The following is a 22417-nucleotide window of genomic DNA, read 5'->3' as shown; positions in this document are numbered from 1 at the left end:
AGGACCAACGATCCCCAAGGCACTGGTTCGGAACCCATTCCGGGGCGATATTTTGTCGTCCCTCTCCCAGACAGAACTGCAGGCGCGGTGCACCAGGGAGCCTCGGGCACCGGCAGGCCGCGAGGCACGAGTTAGGAATGAGCCAGCGCCTGTCGGCAGGATTCCGGGGCTCCCCGGCAGGCCTTGAGCTCGGCTGATCCGATCGTTGGAGGCAGGACATGAAGGCCGTGGTTGTAGGAGCGGGCATTGCGGGCCTGGTCGCGGCCCGTCAGCTCGGTTTGGCCGGCTGGGACGTTGAGATCCTTGAGAAGTCGGCTGCTCCGCGCCCCGATGGCTACATGATGGACTTCTTTGGCCCGGGAGTGGAGGCGTCGGAGCGGATCGGCCTCTACCGGCGGCTTGCAGCGGTCGCCTACCATGTCGAGGCAGCCGAGTATGTCGATGCAGCAGGACGCCCCACGTCCAGTATCGATTACGACCAGTTCGCGCGGCTCGCCGGCGGGAAGGTCCTGAGCCTGCTGCGCCCCGATATGGAGCGCGCGGCCCTTGCCGCGCTCGACGATGTGGCCCCCGGCCGGGTGCGGGTCCGCTACGGGGCGCCGGTTTCCCGGGTATGGAGTGATGACGACGGCGTGCGGGTCGCCGTCGACGGCTCGCCGGACGTCACGTTCGCCGCGGACGTACTCGTGGGCGCTGACGGCATTCATTCCGCAGTGCGAGCCCAGGTGTTCGGCCCCGAAGAGGAGTACCTGCGCCCCTTAGGCATGCGTGCGGCCGCCTTCATCGTGACTGAACCGCTCCTGAATGCCCGATTCCGGAATCGGTTCGTCCTCACCGACAGCATCGACCGGATGGCCGGGCTCTACAGCCTCCGGTCGGACGAGGTGGCGGCCTTCATGGTATACCGGGACGGCGCCGTCTCAAGTGGGCGGCAGCGACCGGGTACGCCGCGCGACCGGCTGCGTCGCGAGTTCGCCGGACTCGGCCGCGCAGTCGACCGGCTGCTTGAACTGTGCCCGGAGCGTCCGTACGACGACGTCGTCGCGCAGATTGTCATGCCGGGCTGGCAGCGGGCGCGGACTGTTCTCGTGGGGGATGCCTGCGGGGCGGTATCGCTCCTCGCGGGTCAGGGCGGCTCACTGGCAATCGCCGGTGCCGCTCTGCTGGGGGACATCCTCGGACCCGTGGCCTCGCCTGACGGGATCAGTTCAGCCCTCGCCGAGTTCGAGCGACGCTGGCGCCCCGTGGTCGAGGAGGCCCAGGCAGCCGGGAGGCGCGCCGCGTCCTCGTTCCTCCCCTCCAACCGGACCCAGCGCTTCCTGCGCCGGTGGATCATACGGGCCACCCATCTGCCGGGAATCGACCGGCTGGTGGCCCGCCAGATCGTGGGCAGGATCGCGAAGTAGGCCCCGACACTTGGCCCGCCGCGGCATCTCCCGCTCACCTCCAAAACCATCCCAACAGGCAATGAGCTGTGGCCGGTCGTGCACGGCGCCGACGTCTCCAACTCAGAAACCTTCGACAAGCTCATCGCCGCAGAACTGACATCGCGCGAATGAGTCTCCGTCACCGGCGGCCAGTAGGACCGGCATAACCCGCTCTCCAACGAACTGGCACGGCGCGCAGCCGATCGGCGCGGTCATGGATGAGAAGCTCCCCACCCTCGGCCTGTTCGCCGGAAGTGCCCTGGACGCTAAGGCCAAGAGGCCGGAAAACCGCAGGGTTGCGTCTCGCCGGACGCAGAGCCTTGATTGCGGCATGCCACAGAATCTCTTGGCGTCATGCCGCCTCGCTCCCCCACCTCCATGAACCACCAGAAGCAACATCGCTGTTTGTCATACTGAGCCCCATCATCGCTGGGCGGGTCCTCCACGCAACCAGGGCGCCGTGCGCCGGGCTCGATCCAAAGTTTCGTTCGGCGCTCCTGGCGTCGCTTATATCCTCGCGGAACTTTGAACCGTTCCCGGTTCCCCAAGTTGCACTTCGGCCCCTCGAACCCAGCGGTGACTCCGTGTATCAGAACGACGCACTGAATCTGACAGACACATCCGGTGCCCGCCAGTCGTTGAAGGAGAAGGAACATGGAACCGCTCACCATCAAAACCCCGGCCGACGTCCTCAGTTTCGTCGGGCACACCCTCGGGTTCTGGCCGCACGAGAGCTTCGTCTGCATCACCCTGGACGCCAACCGCGTCGGCGCAACGCTCAGGGTTGACCTTCCCAACCGCGAGGGCGAACTCAGGTACGCGCGCACAGTGGCGACTACCTCGCCCACGACACGGGCGCCGCCAGCGTCCTCTTCGCCGTTTACACCTCCGAACCCCAGAAACCCGGTCAGCCCAAACCGCACGCAGCAACCATCGCAGCACTAACGTGCGCGCTGGCCGAACGCGGCATGACCATCCGCGACGGACTGCTCGTCGGAGACCACACCGTCTCCCCGTACGACGGCGACCCCCGGGACGGACTATCCCTGCCACTGAAGGCGACCCAGTCCAGCCAGATCAACGCCGAATTCGTCTACCGCGGCCGCACCATCGCACCAACAAACCAACAAACCACATCACCCTGCCAGCCTCCACAAAAGAATCCCGCACAGCCGACGCCGTCGACGACCGCGTGAACACCATCCACAGGATGAACCCGGGCGAAGCCCTCGAGCAAGCCAGAACACTCTGGGAAGCCATGCTGGACGCGATCTCCTATCCCAACGACGACCAGACCATCGACCTGATTGCCAACTTCCAGGCCCCCGCCATCCGGGACCAGCTTTGGCCGACATCCCGGGAATCGACGAACCGATGGACCGGGTTCTCCTGGCCCAAACACACGGCGGGCCTCAATGGTCCCGGGTCGAATGGGCACAACAGCTGCTGCTCCACGCGTACACGCACAGCTGCACCAAACACTCGGCCCCCATCCTCACCGCCATCGCCTTCGTCAATTGGTGGGAAGGCCGAGGCAGCAAAGCACACCAGTTCCTGCAACTCGCCCTCGAAGCCGACCCCGCCTACCGCCTAGCCAAGCTCAGCGACCTCATGATCGGCTCCGGAATGGTCGCCGGCTGGAACATGGACAAAGACCGGGCCTTCCGGCCCTGGGGACTCGAAGCCTCCTAGGCCCGCAGTCATAGGGACACGGACGACGACGGCGGAACCTTCCGAAGCCACTCCTCCACCGCCGCGTCCCACCCGCCCGGATCGGAATTTCACTCCTGCGTGTGCTCCGCGGACGGGAAAATGAGCAGCGTTGCCAGCCCGGGGCACCAAAGTCAGGCGGATCAACCAAACCAAGGCTGCCCGGAAGGAGAGTCCGGATCCCACACACCTGCACTCTGTCGACGACTTGTACGCCAGCCACAGATATCCCCAAAGACGTTCCCGCTGAACCCGGAACGTTCAACGACACCGACGATCCAAGCCGCAAAGTTATGTCGCCGGCAATAGAGAACTCCATGAACTAGTGAAGGCAGAACCAGGAGGGAGGGACCAAAATGGGGGTCGAAAAGCCGCCCGTGCACGAAAGTGTGCACAATGTGCACACCCCCTTTGGCCGGACAAACCCGCGATGAGCGCACTCTGCCTGGCTCGCATAAGCAGCCATCCGCGGGAGATCCTCGAAGAAAAATCGTCTTCGTCATGTCGTCACCACAACTACTGGCCATGAATGAGTGACGGCCAACAACTGGCCACCATAAACAGCAAGAAGGTACGACAGCAGCCCTAGATCCCAGCAGGCGGAAGGCCCACAAGCCAGGACCCTGATCCCGCCACCCACATAACCGAATAGGCGACCGCGGCGCCAGGCACAGACCGCGGACAGCATCAGAGGGATCAGTCGGGGCACAATGTCCACACACTAAAGCAAAAACCCCTCTGACGAGGGGTTATGCGTGCCCGAGGTGGGACTCGAACCGGGTTCCGGCCCTTGAGTTTCCGCCACTCCCCCGAAAACCTCCGCAATCCGGCCGATCCGCCACCAGTACGAACCGATCCGAAGCCCAGGGTGTGCACATTGTGCACACCCTATTTTGCCTACTTCGGCGACCCCAAACCGGGCTCGCTTGAGCGGCCACCCCGGACGGCGCGATTCGTTGGAATTTGATGAGCAGGCCTCCGAACGGGACCGACCCCGGCAAAGCATCTACGGTGCCCTTTTGCTGAAAACCGACGAACATCATGGGGGCGGGTCTCTCCTCTCCTAACGTCTCATGGAGAAGCGAAGAGCGACCTACCTGACCAACCGACAGGCCGGCCTCCAGGAAGTGAACCCGGGCCGCCACCGCGGCATCGAAGCCGACCGCAACGTCCAGACTTTCCCCGGCGAAGACATGTTCGACTGGCTGGCGTCAACTGGCCCCGCCCCCAGAACGCGCTGTTCGCCGAGGTGAGGTGGCTCTGAGATTGCAGCTCGATGACGGGGACGGAGTCGACAGAGCGGTCTACCCTGCAATCGCCAAGCTGAGTACATTGGCACTACAGGACGCATTCAACATCCCTCATAGTCGTGGGACAAAAAAATTGAGTATCCGTTTGGAAATTGGGGAAAGTAGGCTCTAATGCCGCAAGCAATTCCCACAGGAGCCAGCAAACGCCTCTACAACGAAGACCTCGCGCCGGCTGAACACCGAACATGGGGCTTCTACTCGCTGTTCGCGATGTGGATGTCTGATATCCATTCGCTGGGGGGCTACACCTTTGCGGCCGGCCTCTTCGCGCTAGGCCTCGGAGCCTGGCAGGTTTTTCTGGCACTCGTCGTGGGGATCTTCGTCGTTTTCTTCCTAATGAACCTTTCGGGCTTCGCTGGCCAGAAGACAGGCGTTCCCTACCCCGTGCTCGCGAGGGTCGCGTTTGGAACGTTCGGCGCCAACCTGCCCGCCCTGATTCGGGCACTGGTGGCCATCGCCTGGTATGGCATTCAGACCTGGCTCGCGTCCCGGGCAGTCGTCATCATCGCGCTGAGGATCTGGCCCGAGCTAGAGGGGCTGACGGATAACAACTTTCTCGGCGAATCTACTTTGGGGTGGCTGGCCTTCCTTCTGATGTGGTCGCTCCAGCTTCTGCTGCTTCGAAACGGGATGGAGACAATCAGGAGGTTCCAGGACTGGGCAGGACCGGCCGTGTGGGTGGTGATGGCTCTGCTGGTCGTGTATATCCTGATCAACGCTGGCTGGAACATTTCGTTTGATTTGCCGGGCGGGAAAGCGGAATGGGGGGTCATGCATGCTTTCTTTGCCGCCATCGCGCTGACGGTGACCTACTTCTCCACCCTGATGCTCAACTTCTGCGACTTCTCGCGTTTTGCACCATCTCGCAAAGCGGTGCGCACGGCGAATCTCTGGGGGTTGCCGGTGAACTTCATAGCCTTCTCCATGGTATCTGTCGTGGTGACGGCCGGAACATTCAAGGTCTACGGGGAGCACATCTACGACCCCGTCGAGATCGTCGGGCGCATCGACAGTATCTGGGCCCTTCTGCTCGGGGCGGTCACTTTCGCTGTCGCAACGCTGGGAATCAATGTCGTGGCGAATTTCGTATCGCCGGCCTACGACCTCGCGAACGCCTATCCCTCCAAGATCGACTTCAAACGCGGTGGCCTAATCTCCGCAATGGTCGCGCTCGTTATAACGCCTTGGAACTTATTCAACAGTCCCGTTGTGATCAACCTGTTCCTGGGAGGACTTGGAGCGCTGTGGGACCGCTCTTCGGGATCATCATGATCGACTACTACGTGCTCCGCAAACAGCGTGTAGTAGTCCAAGACCTTTTCAGAGAACAGGGGTACTACACCTATTCACGCGGCTGGAACCCCAAAGCCATCGTCTCGTTTCTCGTCTCCGCCATCCCCGCGGTGGTCTTCGCGCTTACTCCCGTAATTGGCGCTCTCTCAGCATTCTCGTGGTTCATAGGGGCAAGCCTGGCGGCTGCGGCGCATTACTTCATCTCGCGCCACGACCAGACGTTGGCCGAATCGATCCATGCCGCCGCCGAGGAAGCTCAGGGGCTGTTGAGGCAGGTCCCCTCGGAAGGTCGAAAGCGAGGCTGACAGGAGTTAGCCTGGGTCCACACGCTAGAGCACTGCGGCCACCGCATCAAGGACTCGGGGCTCCCCCACTGGACCCAAATCAGATTGACATTCTCAAACCACTTCTGCAGCATCAGCAGGTCCAGGTGCTGTTGGCACCTTCGTCTGAAAAGCCCACACACCCCACCGTTGAAACGAATCTTCGGTGAGATGATCTTCCGTGACGCTTGCGCACAGCGACAATCTCGATCCCTGAAGCAGGTCGGCCCGCAACGTCCTCCTTTTACCAGCCTATCTAAGCGGACGACGTCAATGCCCTCGCGGGTTCCGTCATCTCCGCCTCCCACAACGCCAGGTCCTGGATGCGGGACAGCTGGAACATCAGCCCCAGGTAGCGAACCAGGCAATTCATGTTTGTCCTTTCAGTCCGAGTCACAAGCCGTTCCGTCTCCGCCATTTGCACATGGCGGGGAGTTGACAGTGGCAGAAAGGTCGATATGGGAGACACGACCTCGCGTATCTTGTCCCCGGAATCTTGGCGGTTGACGCAGGTGCCAGCACTGCGGCTGCGTCGACTTCAAGCGGCCCTGTTGTTAGCCGGACTGGTGCCGAACTTCAATCCCTGAGCAGGCCCATGTTTGCACCGAATCGAAGCCTAAGCCGCCGTGATCCGCACGGGCAGGGACTCGAATCCTCGGAGAACGTTGTGCAGGATCGGCACCGGCGCGCCATCCGGCTCGATGGTGGCTACCCGTTGGAGTAGCTGCTGCAACACGATTTCCATTTCGAGTCTGGCGATCGGCTGCCCCACACACTGGTGCAGGCCCATGCCGAACGCGACGTGGCCCGACGCATTGCGGTTGAGATCGAAGTCATCAGCGTTCTCGCCCCACTTGCGCGGGTCACGGTTCGCAGCACCGAGGAACACCAAAACCTTGGCGCCGGCCGGCAGGTGCACACCGCCGAGGACGGTGTCCACGGCAACGGTCCGGTGGAACTTCTGGAACGGCGATTCCAGGCGCAGCGCCTCATCCACGGCAAATTTCGCCATCTTCGGGTTCTCCCGCAGCTGGGCCCAGGCTTCCGGGTAGCGCGCCAGCACCGAGAGCGTATTGCCTATCCCGAAGATGGTGGTGTCTACTCCGGCGGACAACAGGGCGCGGACCAGTAGCGTGGCCTGCTGCTCGGTGATCAAACCGTCCTCCACGCGCTTCCAGATCTGGGCGCCGAACCCGGTGTCGTCCAGGTTTTCGCGCTGGCAGTTCCGCATCACCGCGGCAGCGTGCTCATCGCCCTGGGCGAAAGCCTGTTTGAAGATGTAGTTCTCCGGGCCGAAGGCGTTGAACACCATGTTGCCGTAGGGCAGCAGATGTTCACGGCCGACGTCGGGAATTCCCACCGCGTCCGGGAAGACACGCAGGGGGTACTTTTCGGCGAGGTCGGTGATGGCGTCGAAGGTCTTGCGCTGCGCCAGCTGCTCCGTCAACTCCACAGCCGGTGGCGTGAATGGCTCGCGAAGGGCGCGGACTGTACTGGGGTTGATGACGCCGGTCAGCGCCCGGCGCATCACGGTGTGGATGGGCGGATCCGATTCGAGGATGCTGGGCGGGCGCCAGCCAGAGTCCTTGCGGATGTCCCGCGGGCCCAGGCCACCGGAGGAAATGTAGGTTTCGAAGTCCGTCAGGACCTCATAAACCTCCTGGTAGCCGGCCACTGCGTAGCTGCCGGTGCTCTCCAGATAGGAGACGGCGCCGGCATCGCGGAGCCGCCCCAGGAACGGGTACGGGTCCAGGAGGTTCGCCGTGTCGAACGGGTCTTCGCCCAGTACGTTGGCTTCATGGGTGGTAACGGTCATGGGAACACTCCTGGTGAGAAATCTTGGGTGGATAGATGGTGTGCTAGAGATCCAGGACGAGGCGCGGGCAGCCCGCAGCGGCGCGGGAAACGCAGACCAGCATCACTTCGCCTGCTTCACGATCCCCTTCCGACAACACAGCGTCGCGGTGCTCAGGCTCACCCGAGATGATCTGGGTTTCGCAGGTGCCGCACAATCCGCCGCGGCAGGAGGACAGGACGCGGACGCCCACCTCCTCCACGGCCTCGAGGATGGTCTTGTCATTTGGCACTGTTACGGTGGTCCCGGTCCGGGCCAACTCCACCTCGAACGGTGCGTTGGCGGCGGCGGCACCCAGTGTGGAGGCAACGAAACGCTCGGTGTGCAGGGCGCCCGGAGGCCAGCCCATGCAGCGTTCTTCAACGGCGCCGAGCAGCCCGCCGGGGCCGCACGCGTACACCAGCATGTGCGCCCGGGGCATGCCGAGGATCTGGTCCAGGTCGAGCCGGCCTACCTCGTCCTCGGCGATGATCCGGATGCGGTCAGTGCCATACCGGTCCTCCAGCTGCTGGGCGAAGGCCATGGTGTTCCGGCTCCGCCCGCCGTAAATCAGGGTCCATTCCTTGCCGGAGGCCTGGGCTGCCTCCAACATCGGAATGAGCGGGGTGATGCCGATTCCGCCGGCGATGAAGAGGTAACGCCGCGATTCACGCATGGGGAAGTTGTTGCGCGGTTCGGAGATGGTCAGCGGCGTGCCGGCCAGCAGCGCGTGCACTGCTTTTGACCCGCCACGGGAATCCGGCACGTGCAGCACACCGATGCGCAGATGGTCCAGTTCGTCCGGCGAGGAACACAGGGAGTATTGTCGCACCAGGCCGTCGCCTACGTGAACATCAATGTGTGCCCCGGGCTGCCACGGCTGGAATCGCTGCCCGTCGGCCCGGCGTAGCACCAGGGAGACCACCTGGTCGGCCACAATGTCCACCTGATCGACGACGGCGTCGATGGTAGCTCCTGCAGATGCAGTCATGGGGTCTTCACTTCCTTTGGAACGGGGTGCCTGCCAAGCAGGCTTGGGCCGGAGATCCGGCCGCATTAAGGACTTACTTGAGGTTAGGTGTTCCAGGCCACAGGCTGTGCGCGGCTTTCCATCCAACGGAAAGACTGGCCTGACACGAGCGGAGAGAACCCGGCCTACCGCGGCAGGTGCTCCACACCCAGCCGCCGCGCGATTCCCCGCGATGCGATGTTGAGCACGGGAACCACGCTGCCCACGGGCGCGGGGCGACCGCGGGTGACGATGCCCAGCGCTGCCACCACCTGCTTGTTCGGAAGAAATACCGGGACAGCCAGGCCGTAGTTGTCAGGCCCCGCCTCTTCTTCCGTGGTGGCGTAGCCATTGGCCCGGACCCGTTCGATCTCGGCGGCGAGCAGTCCGGGGTTCGTGATGGTCCGGGGCGTATGGGGCTCTAGCCGCTGGACAGCGGAGGAAAACAGGTCCTTTGCCCCGTAAGCAAGCATAATTTTGCCCGCTGCACTTACGTGCAGCGGCAGGCGTGCGCCCACTCGCCGGAACGGCTGGCCGGCGCCGGTGCCGGACATGCGCTCTACCAGCAGGACCTCTTCCCCGTCCAGGATGAACAGGTTCACCACGTTGTGGGTGACGAAAAGGACGTCCTGCATGAAGGGAGCCGCCACCTCGGCGATGTTCTGCTGCGCGGGGGCCAGCAGGCCAAGTCGCCAGATCCGCTGGCCCACGCGGTATTCGCCGTTCAGCTTTTCCAGTCCGCCCCAGGCCACCAAATCACCGGCAAGGCGGTGCGCGGTGGCTACCGGTAATCCTGCACGCCGGGCCATGGAACTGAGGCTTTGGACGGAGTGCTCGGTATCGAAGGTGCCCAACAGGGCCAGGGCGCGTGAGGTGACGCTGGCCGCCTGAGGGGTGGCAGCACCGCCGGGCGCGGCCGGAAGCTTGGGTGCGGCCGTCGTACCCGGGCGCCGGGTGGTCCGGCCTGGCGGGGCAGGGTTTGCCATGGTCACCCTTCTGTGTGCTCGAGAGCGCTGCACGTGGCGCAGCGCTGCGTCCTGCCATTTTAGGCCCGACGCCGGTGCCCCCGGGTGCGAAAGGTGAGGCACCGGCGTCGTGCATTAATGCACCCGCCGTGCGTCGACGGCGTTCAGCCGGCCACTGCGGCGAGGCCGGAGCCGCGGTATGCACCCAGGCCGCCGTCCACGCGGATATCCGAACCGTTCACCCAGCCCGATTCGGGCCGGAGGAGGAAGTCGATGACGGGGGCGATGTCGTCCGGGTCGCCGAAGCGGCCCAGCAGAGCGCTGGCGCCCTCTACCTTGTCGCGGCCATGGTCTTTCTTGAAGTCCTCGAGGATGGGTGTGGCGACCGGGCCCGGGCTGACGCTGTTGACGCGGATGCGCTGCGGCAGCAGCTCGGCGGCCAGGTGCTCGGTGAGGACCCGGACGCACTGCTTGGAGAAGAGGTAGGACTCGCCGGTGATCTCCTCGTCGCTAGCTACTGCCTCCAGCGCTGCTGCCTCATCATCGGCGAGTGCGAAGGCGGAACATTTCGCTTTCACGTCGCGCCAGTTCACGGCAACGCTGGAGGCGAGGTTCACCACGGCAGCCCCCTCGCCAAGCAGGTGTGCGAGCACCCGGACCAGCCCCCGGACACCGAAGACGTTGACGGACAGCACGCTCCGCCAGGGTGCGGTGCCGGGGACTCCGGCGATGTTCGCCAGACCACCGATGCCGTTAGGCGCTGCGGCCGCGACTGCTGCTGCGGCGGCGTCCACGCCTGCCTGGCTGGAAAGGTCCGCCTGGACGAAGGTGCCGCTGAAGTCCGTTGGCGCGTTACGGTCAATGCCGATCAACGGGACACCCCGGCTGGCGAGGATCTGGGCCGTCCGGGCCCCGATGCCGGACGAAATTCCGGTGAGTACGATGGGCAGTTGCTCCTGGGACATGCAGACTCCTCGTTAGTGCGTGACGTGCTTCACTCCATATTGGCAAGCGGGCGATCGTCCTTGGCGCGCACTTTCCGTTGGATGGAAAGGCTGCCCACGGATTGTGACCGGTGCCATGACACTGGGATAAGAATTCCCTCCCGGCCGAAAGGACAAACCATGACGGCAGCCCAGTACGAGGTCCATGACCCGGCCACCTTTGAGCTCGTTGGACACGCTCCGGAAAACACAGCGGAGGACGTTGAGTTCGCGGTTGCGTCCGCCCGTGCCGCCGCACTTGGCTGGGCCGCGGACAGGGAAGCGCGCCGCAACGCCCTGCGCGCAGGTGCCGCACTGATCCGCCGCGACCTGGACGAGCTGGCCACCCTGCTCTCCCTGGAACAGGGCAAGCCCAAGGCCGACGCCGCAGGTGAGTTCTCGGTGGCCGCCAACCTTTTCGAATACTATGCGGACCTCGACTGGGACGAAGCCCAGCAACTCACCCCGCGGGCCGACCGCAGCCTGGAGGTCCAGTACCGGCCTGTGGGAATCGTCGGCACCATCACCCCGTGGAACTTCCCCATCTCCCTGCTCGGCGTAAAACTCGCCCCTGCCCTGGTGGCCGGCTGCACCGTGATCGCCAAACCCTCGCCGTCCACACCCCTGTCCACGATTGCCCTGATTAACCTGCTCAACGAGGTCCTCCCGGCCGGTGTGCTGCAGGCCCGCACCAGTTCGCGGCGGACGGTAAACGTTGCCCTGAGCACCTCACCTGGCATCCGCAAGATCTCCTTTACGGGTTCCACGGAGGTGGGCATCTCCGTCGCCCAGCAGGCTGCTTCAACCGTCAAGCGCGTCACCATGGAACTGGGCGGTAACGATCCTGCTATCGTCCTGGACGACGCGGACATCGCTGTCACCGCCCGCGGTATTGTGGGCAGCGCCTTCCGCAACGCCGGCCAGGTCTGCATGGCGGTCAAGCGCGTGTACGTCCCGCGCAGCCGCGGCGCGGAACTGGCTGAGGCCATAGCCGCCGAGGCGGCCCGCTATGTGCTGGGCCACGGCATCGCTGACGGCACCACCATGGGCCCGATGCACAACGAGTCCCAGCTCAAGCTGATCCACGGCCTGGTTGAATCCGCGGTGGGCGCCGGCGCCCGCATCCTCACCGGCGGCACCCCCGGCTGCGACCTGCCCGGCTACTTCCTCTCCCCCACTGTAGTGATCGACGCCGAGCCGGGCATGGACCTTGTCGAACAGGAACAGTTCGGGGCAGCACTGCCCATCGTGGCCTACGACAACCTCGACGAAACCATCGCCGGAATTAACGCCGGAGAGTTCGGCCTGGGCGCATCCGTCTGGAGCCCCGACCAGGAACGGGCCTACGCCACCGCCTCACGCATTGAGGCCGGAACCGTCTGGGTCAACCAGCACACCCTGGTGGAACCGGACGCCCCGTTCGGCGGCTGGAAGGCTTCCGGCGTCGGCCGCGAACGCGGCCGCTGGGGCCTGGAGGAATACCTGGAAACCCGCGTCATCAATGCCCGTCCCCACTCCTGACCCCCCAACTCTGCAGAAGGACATTCCTGTGAGCGTCGAACTGATCACTCTAGGCACCGCCGCCGGCCCAGCCATCCGAGGACCCGAAAACGGCATCTCCAGCGCACTGGTGGTGGGCGACGCCTTCTACATGGTGGACTTCGGCCTCGGCTGCTCCCGCGCCGCCCACGAGGCAGGACTCCGGGGCAAGGACTTCGTGGCGGGCTTTGTCACCCACCTGCACTCGGACCACGTGGTGGAACTTCCCGGCTTCCTCCTGTGGAACTGGGGGAACCCGGTGGAGGGCTTCACCGGCCCTGTTTCCGTTGTTGGCCCGGGCAAGGATGCAACCCGCGCCGGCGGCACTGGGCTCTCTGGCACAGGTGAGCTGGTGTCCCACTCTCTGAAAGCCTTCTCCTATGACATCGATATCCGGGTCCATGATGAGGCCCGCCCGGACCTTGCCTCTTTGGTCCGCACTGTGGACCTGGCCACCCCAGCGCATAAGTCACCGGAGGGGGCCCTACCCTTTGACGTCTACGAGGATGACAGGGTCAAGGTCACCGGCATCCTGGTGGAGCACCCGCCCGTGCGGCCTGCCCTGGCGTTCCGCTTTGAGACCGACGCCGGCTCCGTGGTGTTCTCCGGCGACACGGCCGAATGCGAGGCCATGGTGGTGCTCGCCAGCGGAGCGGACGTCCTGGTGCACGAAGCGGTCAATTTGGACTTTTATGCAGACAAGGGTTTCGCGCCGGAGTTCCTGAACCATCAGCGGATCGCTCACACCCCGCCGGAGGGAGCGGGCCGGGTTGCCGCGGCCGCTGGCGTGGGGCGCCTTGTCCTTTCACACCTGGCCGGGCGTGCGGAGCCGGATTGGTGGCGCGGCCGTTCCGCCTCAACCTTTGATGGCCCTGTGGATGTAGCCGTCAGCGGCCAGCGGTTCCGCATCGGCAGCCCCGTCCTCGCCCCCGCCTGACAGGATCTGTTCTCAGGAAGCCCGCACTGTCACCCTGCAGCAAGGACCACTCTTGGCACTGCCATCGCACACCGCAGCAATGGATGACACAAAGTCGACGGCGGACGGGGCCTGGCTAGCTGTCCTCGCTGCAGGCATCGCGGCGGCGATGCACATCTGGAAACTTCCGGCTGCCCTGGCCGGCATCCAGGCGGATCTCGGCACCTCACTGATCCAGGCCGGACTGCTGCTCGGCATCATCCAGTTGGCCAGCGTTGTGGGCGGCCTCGCCACAGCCGTGGGCGGTGAAATGGCCGGCCTGCGCCGGCTCCTTATCTCCGGCCTGGTCCTGCTCAGCGCTGCCTCCATCCTGGGCGCAGCCGCCCCCAGCACCGAATGGCTGATGGCTGCACGCACGCTTGAGGGTGTCGGCTTCCTGCTGGCCGTCGTCGCCGCCCCTGCCCTCATCCGCAAAGTGGTCCCGCCCCAGCGGTTGAACGTTGCACTGGCAAGCTGGGCCACGTTCCAGGGAACGGCCACGCTGATTGGCCTGTCCTCCGGTGCCTTGTTCCTGCAGGCCGTCGGCTGGCGCGAATGGTGGCTGGTCATGGCCATTCTCACGCTTGTCCCCGTGCCGCTGCTGCTGCGCCGGGTGCCGAGGGACGTGGCCCCCGCCGACGCCGGGCTGCGCTCCGCACTCCGCAGGGTGGGCCGCACCGTTGCCACCCGCAGGCCATGGATCATAGGTCTGGTCTTCGCCTGCTATACGGCGCAGTGGATGGCGGTGCTCGGCTTCCTGCCCTCAATTTACCGGTCAGCGGGGCTCGGCGGTCCGTGGCCGGGCATCCTCAGCGCCATGGTCGGAGGAGTAAACGCCATCGGGGCCCTCAGCGCCGGTCCGCTGATCCAGCGTGGCCTGTCGGAGCGGAGAATTATCTTTTGGACCTTCCTGTCGATGTCCGCCGCTTCCGTGGCCACGTTTGCCATCGGCTGGGAAAGTCTCGCGAACGGTGTCCTCGTCCAGGTCGTCTTCATAGCCCTGTTTTCAGCTGTGGGGGGCCTCATCCCTGCCGCGGTGACCAGCTACTCGGTGCGCATCGCACCCGCCGACGGTTCTGTCACCGCCGTGCTGGGGCTGACGCAGCAGATCTTTAACGTGGGAAACTTTCTGGGGCCCATGTTGTTTGCCCTGCTCGCCACCACCACCGGCGGCTGGGGCACCACTTGGTGGCTAACATGTGGGTTGAGCTCTCTGGGGATGGCTCTGCTGGTATTCCTGGGACGGGCCGACGGCGCGAGCATCGGCGGTGTGCGACGCCGCAAAAGTGGCTTTCCGCCCAACGGAAAGCTCAAATGTAAGGCCGGTCACACAAGCCTAGAGTCGAGGAAACGCCGGTGAAACCGGCAAAGACTCCCCTTCAACGATTGGGCAAACTGTGTCTGAAACTCCCCATATAACGCCGGGCTCTGCGACCTCCCGCGATCCCCGGACCTGGCCCCGGGCCAAGCGCAACCGCTACGGCTGGTTCATGACGTTCAGCCTGCTTTTCCTGATGATGCTCAGCTGGGCGGACAAAGCAGTCCTGGGCATTGCCGCCGTCCCCCTGATGAAACAGCTGGGCATCACGCCCGAACAGTTTGGCCTGGTGGGCAGTGCCATGTTCCTGACCTTCGGCGTTGCCCAGATCGTTGCTGCCCCCATCGCCAACAAGGTATCGAGCAAGTGGATCCTGCTGGTCCTGTGCCTGCTGTGGTCAGTGGCGCAGGTTCCAATCCTGCTGTTCGCTTCCCTCCCCGCGCTTTGGGCAAGCCGCTTGCTGCTCGGGGCCGGCGAGGGCCCGCTGGCGCCCGTCCTGATGCACGGCATCTACAAGTGGTTCCCCGCAAAGAAGGGCGCCACCCCTGCCGCGCTGGCATCCTCCGGCGTGACCTTGGGCATTGTGGCGTTCGCTCCCGTTTTGGCCTGGGTCATCGGTCAATTCGGCTGGCAGACCGCCTTCGCCGTGCTGGCCATTGTCGGACTGGTTTGGTCCATCTTCTGGTTCATCGTGGGCAAGGAAGGCCCGTACACGAGCCGGAAGGCTGAACAGGAACTTGACGGCATTGCCCCGGAAGAGGCACCTGTCGTGGCCGAAGCCAAGGTCCGCTACTGGCGCACCATCCTGTCCCCCAGCTGGATCTTCTCAGTCCTGGCCTCCTTCTTCGGCTACTGGACCTTCACCCTCGCCATGTCATGGGGCCCGGCCTATTTCCAAAACGTCCTCGGCTTCAGCGGACAACAGGCCGGCACCATGATCGCCCTGCCCGCCGCCTGGGGAACCATTGCCACTGTCGGCCTCAGTGCACTCACCCAGCGCCTCCACCTCAAGGGCGTTCCCACCAGAAAGGCACGCGGCTGGGTACTCGGCAGTGCCGGCGCCTTCGCCGGAGCGTGCCTGGTAGGGGCGACCATGACCACGTCCCCCGTCCTGTCCATCGCCTTGATGGTCTTCGGCTTTGGCACCGCACCCGCGCTCTTTGCCATCACCTACCTGGTGGTGGCCGAGCTGACCACCATCGGCCAGCGCGGCGCTAACCTCTCCATCGCCAACGCCGTCCTCACCACCGGAGGTGTGTTCGCACCCGCAGTGTCCGGATTCCTGATCGGCGGTGCGGCCACCCCGGCAGATGGTTACCGTGCCGCGTTCGCCCTGGCCGGAGGGCTGATGCTGACGTTCGGCGCCCTGGCCCTGGTGTTCGTCAACCAGCAGCGTGACCGCCGCAGGCTTGGCCTTGACGTAACCGCAGGCTTCCCGCTCGAGGCATCCACCCCCGCTGCCGGATCCGAGACGGCTGCAATAGCGGCAGTCACTAAGGCCTAAAACATCACACCCAGAAGGCAGATAGCGGGGGCCGCAGACGCGGCCTTCGCTATCTGCTGAACCGAAGAACAAACAACGGACACGGAAGGATCACCCATGGAGAATTTCAACGCCAGCGGCGGTGGAAGAGCAGGCGTATCCGGCCGGATCCTGGGCGGCGGAACCGAACCGGACCCTAGGTTCACCCTGGCGAATGAACGCACATTCCTGGCCTGGATCCGAACCTCCTTGGCATTACTCGCAGGCGGTGTCGCCGTCGAAGCCTTCATGGCCGATCTATTCGGCCACGAACTGAGTAAAACGGTCGCTGTCCTGCTCCTCGTTCTCGCGCTCCTCATCGGTGGAGGCTCATTCTTCCGCTGGCTGAATGTCGAACGCTCCATGCGCCGCAAAGACCCGCTGCCACTGCCCTGGATCGCTCCGGTCTTGGCAATCGGCGGGGGCCTCGTCGCCGCCATTATGGCGGTCTTCGTCCTCGTCCGCCCCGCCTAATCCATGCCTCCATCAACGAACACACCAACCCATGGCGACCCCGGACTCCAGCCGGAACGCACAGACATGGCATGGGGACGCACTACGCTGTCCCTGACGGTCGCAGCCGCTGTATTCCTTCGCTGGATGCCGCACCACGGCTGGTTCGCGGGCACACTCGTAGCGGTCGCCGCCGTTATGGCCCTGACTATCAACCTCACTCGCAAGCAGAGATTTCACCGCGCCATCCACGGCATCAACCAAGAAGCAATTACACCCGACGCCGCTTCGATCGCCGCCGTAGCGGCCAGCGTCATCGTCCTTGCCTCCCTGGGAATCTGCACCGTCTTGCTCATCCCTGTTGAGAAATGACCTCGAGGTTAGGCAGGCCCCGGTGGACGAGCCGTGCGTATCCAGCTGAAGAAAGCAGCTATCGGTCGCCGACAGACAATAGCCCGAATGCGCCACTCCGACACCCACTTGAAGTACACCCCAAGCTGACGTCAGGCAGGAGGCCGAAGGGATGTCAGGATAGGGTCAAATTCTTCGTTTTCTCACAAAGGTCCGAGAAGCTCTCAGATCGCAACTTGACACAACTGATTCCCTCTTATCGGCAGCGCGACATCTGGAATTTCATCGACGATCCAGAGCTTCAGGTAGCGAGATTAATCTGCCCTTCAGCCAAGGGCGTCTCGTAAGACTGCGGGACACGGAGGTCGAGCGCAGGTCACGAGACAGAGCAACGAGACATCTCGTCCGATTCCCCTTGTATCGGAACAACGTCTTTCAGCCCTCATGTTGAAAGAGCAGTGGGTGCGGATGGAGCGCCCTCCCCCGGCGGCCCGTCAAACCAGCTAAGCCGACATATGGTTCATAATCGGTGTTTTAGAAATCCTCGGAAACATGGGGAAAAGCGCCTGGTGATGCCCTCCAGCAGCGGGCCTACGGTGACAAAACCCACTCTGAGGTTTACCGCGATGAGCAGGATCCCGATCATCCCTGCTCCCAGGCGCAGTCCGCGATTCGAAGGACGGACACAGCTGACCGACATACTCCACCTATCCGAAATCCATACCAAGGCAGCGCTCGGGATGTGGCGGCTGCGGGTCAGTCCCACTTGTTAGCCTGCCAGGCTGGACTCGGGCTCGGCAACCCGTTCCCTAGCTGACCATTTACGACCAGCCGTGCCGGTCCGAAAAACAGGACACTAAGACGGAGTCGGCGGAGCTCCCAGGATTCGGTAGAGATCGACACTATCGGCTTGAAAAAACATGCGCCGGCCCGCGCCGAAATCATTCACCCATACGATCGTCCTGTCATACGTACAGTCTTCAAACGATCCCAGGCGTGGTGGGAGCCCCGGAACCGAAACCACAATCAGGTCTCCCGGGTCCAGAGCGTCCCAATCCTGAACCATGTCGCGGAGGGTCGGACCATCGCAGCGCGGGAATGGCATGCCCGAGCTGGCCACGCCCGAAGATTCACGGTCATACGCGTTCAACAACGGCCACCTTAAAAGCTCGCAAATCCCTTACCGTCCTTTCCCGTATCTGGCGACGGCGCCCCCGAAATGAGCGAATGCCCCGCCGGAGTTCATTGGGTTACGAAGCGTTCGAGGGCGGTGTCGGGCCTGAGTCGATCTTCGGGTTCGATGTCCCCTGCGAATGCCAGCCACTGATAGAACTTGTCACCTCTGGAGACGAGTTCCTTGTAGAGACTCAGCCGCATCGTCTTGAGCTGCGTCGCGTAGGCGGGCACAGTTACCACGTTATGGAGTTCGTCGGGGTCGCTGACCAGATCGTAGAACTCGTCAATCCCTTCCGGGTTGGCGATGTACTTGTATCGTTCATTACGGATCATCCGTTGCGCGTAAGGAAAATGGTGTCCGTGGAATTCGCACACCATCTCTGTTCGCCAGTCAGCGGGCAGTGGAGCGGTCGTGGAGGGCATCAATGAACTCCCGCGAATATTTCCGGCATAGCCGTCGGCGATGTCGATGAACGTGGCGGTGAAGTCCTGGAGGGAGACGAATTTTGATTCCCGTCTGGGTTCCTGGCCGGGCGCAGCGACAATAGCGGGGATACGGTAAATATCCTCGTACATTGCAGGCCCCTTGTCGTTGAGCCTGTGTGCGCCGGTGAACTCGCCGTGATCCGCGGTGAACATGATCACGGTCGAATCGTTGAGCCCCAGTTCCTCGACGGTCTGGAGGATGCGTCCGATCTCGTGGTCGATCATGGAAACGTAGCCCCAGTAGACCGCGGTCAGTTTCTTCCATTCCTCTACCGTGAATGAATCGGTGGACCAGTATTCGGCGTAGGTCTGTTGGACCAGAGGTTTGCCGTTAAAAGTTTCAGCGAAGGACTTGGGCAGCTGCACCGTTGCTGGATCCACCAAGTCATACCATTGCCTCGGAATGAGATACGGCAAATGGGGTCCGAAGATGTGGCAGGACAGGTAGAAGGGTGCGACGGCTGTTTCGGTGCCTGGGGCGCCTCCAGCCGGGTGGGTCTGGGCAAACTCGCGGAGCTTGGCGATGGTCTGGTCCGCCAGCCAGGCTTCGAACGTCGCTTCTGTGGGCTGGTCAGTGATCCCTGCGATGAGGTGCCCCTGCGATCCGTCTTTTTGAACGGTGTACACCGGGTCCACTATGCGGAATGAGGGGAACCCTTTCTCCGCAAGCCAGGACGTGTATGCCGGGTTATCGAAGGTGTTCAGGGCCCCGGGCAGGTGCTCCCCTTCAAAGCCGTAGAAATCCGGACCGCGCTCCCGCCCGACGTGCCATTTGCCGACGTGCCCCAACCGGTATCCCTGCTTCCTGAGTTCGTCGGCAAAAGTGGGAGTACCGTCGGGCAGTTCGTCCCGGTGACCGGAGTTCCACTCGAAATTTGACAGCAGCCCGTGCTCGAAGGGATGAAGCCCTGTCAGGAGGGATGCGCGGGCGGGCGTGCAGATGGCCGTGGGAGTGTAAGCGCGGTCGTACACAGTGCCCCGGGCTGCCAGCCCGTCAAGGTAGGGGGTGTGACGGGACCTATTTCCGTAGCAGCCCATTGTATCGATGCGTTGTTGGTCTGTCATGAGAAACAGAATGTTTGTCCTTGGTGCGCCTTCTACTGCCATACCCTCACACTTCCTAAACGCGGCCAGTCGGCCGTCAGTCTGGTCTGAGCGCCGCAGCCTGGAGACGTCCCATCTCACAGAACCCGACACCTGACTAATGATAAATGTATTTACGTTAATAGCATAACGGGAGATCTTGAGAGGATTTTCCTGTGCCTCGGCCTTTCCGACGCACGCCCATTCCCGACCGCAGTTGATGAGAACGTCAAAGGGTGATGCCGTCCTTATGGTTTCTGTTGCCCGGCTCGCGAGTCGGTCAGGCACTCACCCTCATGGGCCTGTCGGTGACGGACTATGATTCAGAGATGCCCGACGCCACCGAACCAGGAACCACGGAACGATCGCTTGTCGAGCTCCTGCTGGCCGAAGGTCCGTCCACCCGCCTGGAACTTCAAGCCAAGCTGGGGGTTTCGCGCCCGACCCTTTCGTCTGCTGTGAACAAACTGTTGAGCCTGGGACTTCTCCAGGAACAGGGAACGGCAGCATACGGTGCCGGAAGAAACGGCCGCCCCCAAGCATTGCTCGCGCCGAACAGGGCTATGGGAGCGGCGGTAGGTATCGAACTGGGCAAAGCTCAGGTTGCGGTCACTATCCTCGCGATCGACGGGACGGTTCACGCCCAAAAGGTCACCTCGACGTCACCGGGGACGACGCTGCAGCGACGGCTCAATATCGCGCTGGGCTCCGTCGGCACTTTCATCAGCTCCAATATTCTCAACCCCGAGTCTGTTCTGGGTGTGGGCGTGGGGGTATCCGGCCTTCATCCCGATGCCCGGCCGGCCGGTGGCTCCGCTCTCGTTGATCCGCCCGGCGCGAAGCTTGACAAGCTGAGAACACTCCTTGCCGCCCCGGTCGTCTGGGACAACAACACCCGGATGGCCACCTTTCGCCACCTTGGCGGTTCCGGGCTCGACTCCCCCGGTGCCGTTCTCTATGTTGTCCTTTCCGCTGGGGTCAGCGCGGGCATTGTGGACGGCGGGGAGGTCCTTCGAGGCCGAGGCGCCGCCGGTGAGCTGGGGCATGTCTGCCTCGACCCCGAAGGCCCCGTATGCGGGTGCGGTTCAAGGGGGTGTCTCGAGGCCTACGTGGGCGTGGAGGCCGTCCTCCGGTCGGCCCGGGGCAAGGGTGCCACTGTCGCAGACCTCGAGGAACTGGCCGCCGTTGTCCAGTCAGGTGATGCCGATGCGCTGGCCGTGATCGGGCTAGTTGGTCGGATGCTTGGCATCGGTCTTAACAATGCTGCGATGTTGGTCGACCCTCGCCGCATCATTCTCACGGGTCCTCTCCTTAGCCTGGGTCCGGCGCTGGTCTCGGCGGCCACGGAGGAACTACGGATCCGGCGAATGGCGGTCACTTTAGGGGTACCCGACGTCGTGGCCGAGATCGGGTCGCCTTTCGACTCCAGCCACGGTGCCGCGCTGACGGCGCTTAGGCGGTGGGGCCCCGGTTTCATGGGAATGCTGACGCAAAATGGGATAGCCACGACGGGCTAAAATAGGTAAAGTACGTTTACATAAGTTTTGAGTGGTTCACGGTTCCCCGGCTCTTGGCCCCGGGGAGCGGGTTCCCGCCGCACCCTGATGAGGAGAATAGTTTTGAAGAGACTGCTCGGAATGCCGATCCAGTTAGCGGTTTTGGCCGGTCGGTTGGCAGGAGTTGGGCTCTGTGGCTGATGAGGGCATCACCGGTGGGAGCCCTTGCTGCGGCCCGGCTGGAGAGCGCGCCGGTTCGGTGCGTCCGATGGACTCATGGAGTCCGCCCCATAGCGTGTCCGCGGCCTCGGTAACACACCCGGACGTTCCCATTCCGGCTGGCGCGTTTTCCATGGGTGACGCGTATGGGGAAGGTTACCCGGCCGACGGGGAAGTCCCGGTGCACCGGGTGAGGCTGGATTCGTTTCATATTGACGCCACGGCTGTGACGAATGAGATGTTCGCGGCTTTCATTGCCGCTTCCGGTTATCGCACTGAGGCGGAATTGTACGGCTCGTCAGCAGTTTTTCATTTGCTGCTTGACGCACCGAAGGAGGACGTCCTCGGCTTGGCAGCAGGCGCTCCTTGGTGGGTTAATGTGCGCGGCGCCGATTGGGCGCATCCGGGCGGCAGAAACACGAACTGGGAGTCCCTGCGGGGCCACCCGGTCGTCCATGTTTCGCACAACGACGCTCTGGCGTACTGCCGTTGGGCCGGCAGGCGGCTGCCAACCGAGGCTGAGTGGGAGTACGCGGCCCGCGGGGGTCTGGGCGGACGACGGTACGTGTGGGGAAATGAACTGCTGGGTTCTGCCGGTCAGCATCTATGTAACATCTGGCAGGGTCAGTTTCCTGTCTCCAACACTTCCGAGGACGGCTATTTGGGCACCGCTCCGGTCCGTAGTTTTCCACCGAACGGGTTTGGTCTGTACGAGGTCTCCGGGAATGTCTGGGAATGGTGCAGCGACTGGTTTGACCCGGCCTATTATGCCGACTCCCCCGAAGCGAACCCTTCAGGGCCGGAGAAGGGCGCATCCCGGGTCATGCGTGGTGGTTCTTATCTGTGTCACAGTTCCTACTGCAGCAGGTACCGGGTGGCGGCGCGCAGTTCCAACACCCCTGAGTCTTCAAGCGGAAACTGTGGATTTCGGACGGTGGCAGTCGGTACCCCCTAGTTGAGGCGGC

General features: G+C 63.5%; 18 protein-coding genes and 1 pseudogene. 14 read left to right on the top strand and 5 right to left on the bottom strand.

All coding sequences use genetic code 11. From position 1 onward, the window contains the following. Positions 1 to 218: 218 nt before the first annotated feature. The 6 genes and pseudogenes from ARTH_RS08800 (at position 219) to ARTH_RS24395 (ending at position 6045) form a co-directional block, all read left to right on the top strand. On the top strand, positions 219 to 1406 hold the full coding sequence (locus ARTH_RS08800; RefSeq protein WP_011691588.1) for an FAD-dependent monooxygenase: 1188 nt from the start codon (positions 219 to 221) through the stop codon (positions 1404 to 1406). Between the two features lie 675 nt (positions 1407 to 2081). Next, positions 2082 to 2623, top strand: a pseudogene (locus ARTH_RS24525) (DUF4192 family protein). A 148-nt stretch (positions 2624 to 2771) separates the two neighbouring features. After that, complete coding sequence (locus tag ARTH_RS08790; RefSeq protein ID WP_043429667.1) at positions 2772 to 3119, top strand: DUF4192 family protein; 348 nt, start codon at positions 2772 to 2774, stop codon at positions 3117 to 3119. A gap of 1091 nt (positions 3120 to 4210) precedes the next feature. Further along, entirely contained in the window at positions 4211 to 4390 is a 180-nt protein-coding gene (locus ARTH_RS24080) for a hypothetical protein (RefSeq protein WP_198011547.1), read from the top strand. Between the two features lie 168 nt (positions 4391 to 4558). Further along, positions 4559 to 5719 (top strand): NCS1 family nucleobase:cation symporter-1, encoded by a 1161-nt coding sequence (locus ARTH_RS08785; RefSeq protein WP_198011546.1) that lies wholly within the window; start codon positions 4559 to 4561, stop codon positions 5717 to 5719. Then, positions 5716 to 6045: a cytosine permease gene (locus ARTH_RS24395; protein ID WP_198011545.1), complete on the top strand. Its 330-nt coding sequence runs from the start codon at positions 5716 to 5718 to the stop codon at positions 6043 to 6045. Before ARTH_RS08785 ends, ARTH_RS24395 begins: the two co-directional genes overlap by 4 nt. A gap of 634 nt (positions 6046 to 6679) precedes the next feature. Here the strand turns inward: ARTH_RS24395 and ARTH_RS08780 are convergent. The 4 genes from ARTH_RS08780 to ARTH_RS08765 form a co-directional block, all read right to left on the bottom strand. Further along, positions 6680 to 7879: a cytochrome P450 gene (locus ARTH_RS08780; RefSeq protein ID WP_011691587.1), complete on the bottom strand. Its 1200-nt coding sequence runs from the start codon at positions 7877 to 7879 to the stop codon at positions 6680 to 6682. A gap of 43 nt (positions 7880 to 7922) precedes the next feature. Next, positions 7923 to 8888, bottom strand: a complete 966-nt coding sequence (locus ARTH_RS08775) for a PDR/VanB family oxidoreductase (protein ID WP_011691586.1) — start codon at positions 8886 to 8888, stop codon at positions 7923 to 7925. Positions 8889 to 9052: 164 nt separating this feature from the next. Next, positions 9053 to 9892, bottom strand: coding sequence for an IclR family transcriptional regulator (locus ARTH_RS08770; RefSeq protein WP_011691585.1), 840 nt, complete (start codon positions 9890 to 9892; stop codon positions 9053 to 9055). Positions 9893 to 10035: 143 nt separating this feature from the next. Next, the gene (locus tag ARTH_RS08765) at positions 10036 to 10836 is read right to left on the bottom strand and encodes an SDR family oxidoreductase (protein ID WP_011691584.1); all 801 of its coding nucleotides are present in this window, start codon (positions 10834 to 10836) and stop codon (positions 10036 to 10038) included. Between the two features lie 159 nt (positions 10837 to 10995). Here ARTH_RS08765 and ARTH_RS08760 point away from each other — a divergent pair, with 159 nt between their 5' ends. The 6 genes from ARTH_RS08760 (at position 10996) to ARTH_RS08735 (ending at position 17013) form a co-directional block, all read left to right on the top strand. After that, positions 10996 to 12375 carry an aldehyde dehydrogenase family protein gene (locus tag ARTH_RS08760; protein ID WP_011691583.1) on the top strand — a complete coding sequence of 460 codons (1380 nt, stop codon included), beginning with the start codon at positions 10996 to 10998 and terminating at the stop codon, positions 12373 to 12375. A gap of 28 nt (positions 12376 to 12403) precedes the next feature. Beyond that, positions 12404 to 13330, top strand: coding sequence for an MBL fold metallo-hydrolase (locus tag ARTH_RS08755; RefSeq protein WP_232223605.1), 927 nt, complete (start codon positions 12404 to 12406; stop codon positions 13328 to 13330). Positions 13331 to 13409: 79 nt separating this feature from the next. Further along, positions 13410 to 14708, top strand: a complete 1299-nt coding sequence (locus ARTH_RS08750) for an MFS transporter (protein WP_011691581.1) — start codon at positions 13410 to 13412, stop codon at positions 14706 to 14708. A gap of 37 nt (positions 14709 to 14745) precedes the next feature. Beyond that, a complete protein-coding gene (locus ARTH_RS08745) occupies positions 14746 to 16170 on the top strand; it encodes an MFS transporter (protein ID WP_011691580.1) in 1425 nt (474 codons plus the stop codon). Positions 16171 to 16266: 96 nt separating this feature from the next. Then, the gene (locus tag ARTH_RS08740; protein WP_011691579.1) at positions 16267 to 16662 is read left to right on the top strand and encodes a YidH family protein; all 396 of its coding nucleotides are present in this window, start codon (positions 16267 to 16269) and stop codon (positions 16660 to 16662) included. A gap of 3 nt (positions 16663 to 16665) precedes the next feature. Next, positions 16666 to 17013 (top strand): DUF202 domain-containing protein, encoded by a 348-nt coding sequence (locus ARTH_RS08735; protein WP_011691578.1) that lies wholly within the window; start codon positions 16666 to 16668, stop codon positions 17011 to 17013. Between the two features lie 1221 nt (positions 17014 to 18234). Here ARTH_RS08735 and ARTH_RS08730 read toward each other — a convergent pair. After that, entirely contained in the window at positions 18235 to 19761 is a 1527-nt protein-coding gene (locus ARTH_RS08730) for a sulfatase-like hydrolase/transferase (protein ID WP_011691576.1), read from the bottom strand. A gap of 305 nt (positions 19762 to 20066) precedes the next feature. Between ARTH_RS08730 and ARTH_RS08725 the strand changes: the two genes are divergently transcribed. Together ARTH_RS08725 and ARTH_RS23475 are read left to right on the top strand one after the other, a co-directional pair. Next, complete coding sequence (locus ARTH_RS08725; RefSeq protein ID WP_156810642.1) at positions 20067 to 21254, top strand: ROK family transcriptional regulator; 1188 nt, start codon at positions 20067 to 20069, stop codon at positions 21252 to 21254. Between the two features lie 247 nt (positions 21255 to 21501). Then, positions 21502 to 22407, top strand: a complete 906-nt coding sequence (locus ARTH_RS23475) for a formylglycine-generating enzyme family protein (protein ID WP_011691574.1) — start codon at positions 21502 to 21504, stop codon at positions 22405 to 22407. The last annotated feature ends 10 nt before the right edge of the window (positions 22408 to 22417 follow it).

This window comes from Arthrobacter sp. FB24, assembly GCF_000196235.1.
Taxonomy (GTDB): domain Bacteria; phylum Actinomycetota; class Actinomycetes; order Actinomycetales; family Micrococcaceae; genus Arthrobacter.
Note: the sequence above shows the minus strand (reverse complement) of the source record. Positions and strands in the feature narration are given on the sequence as shown.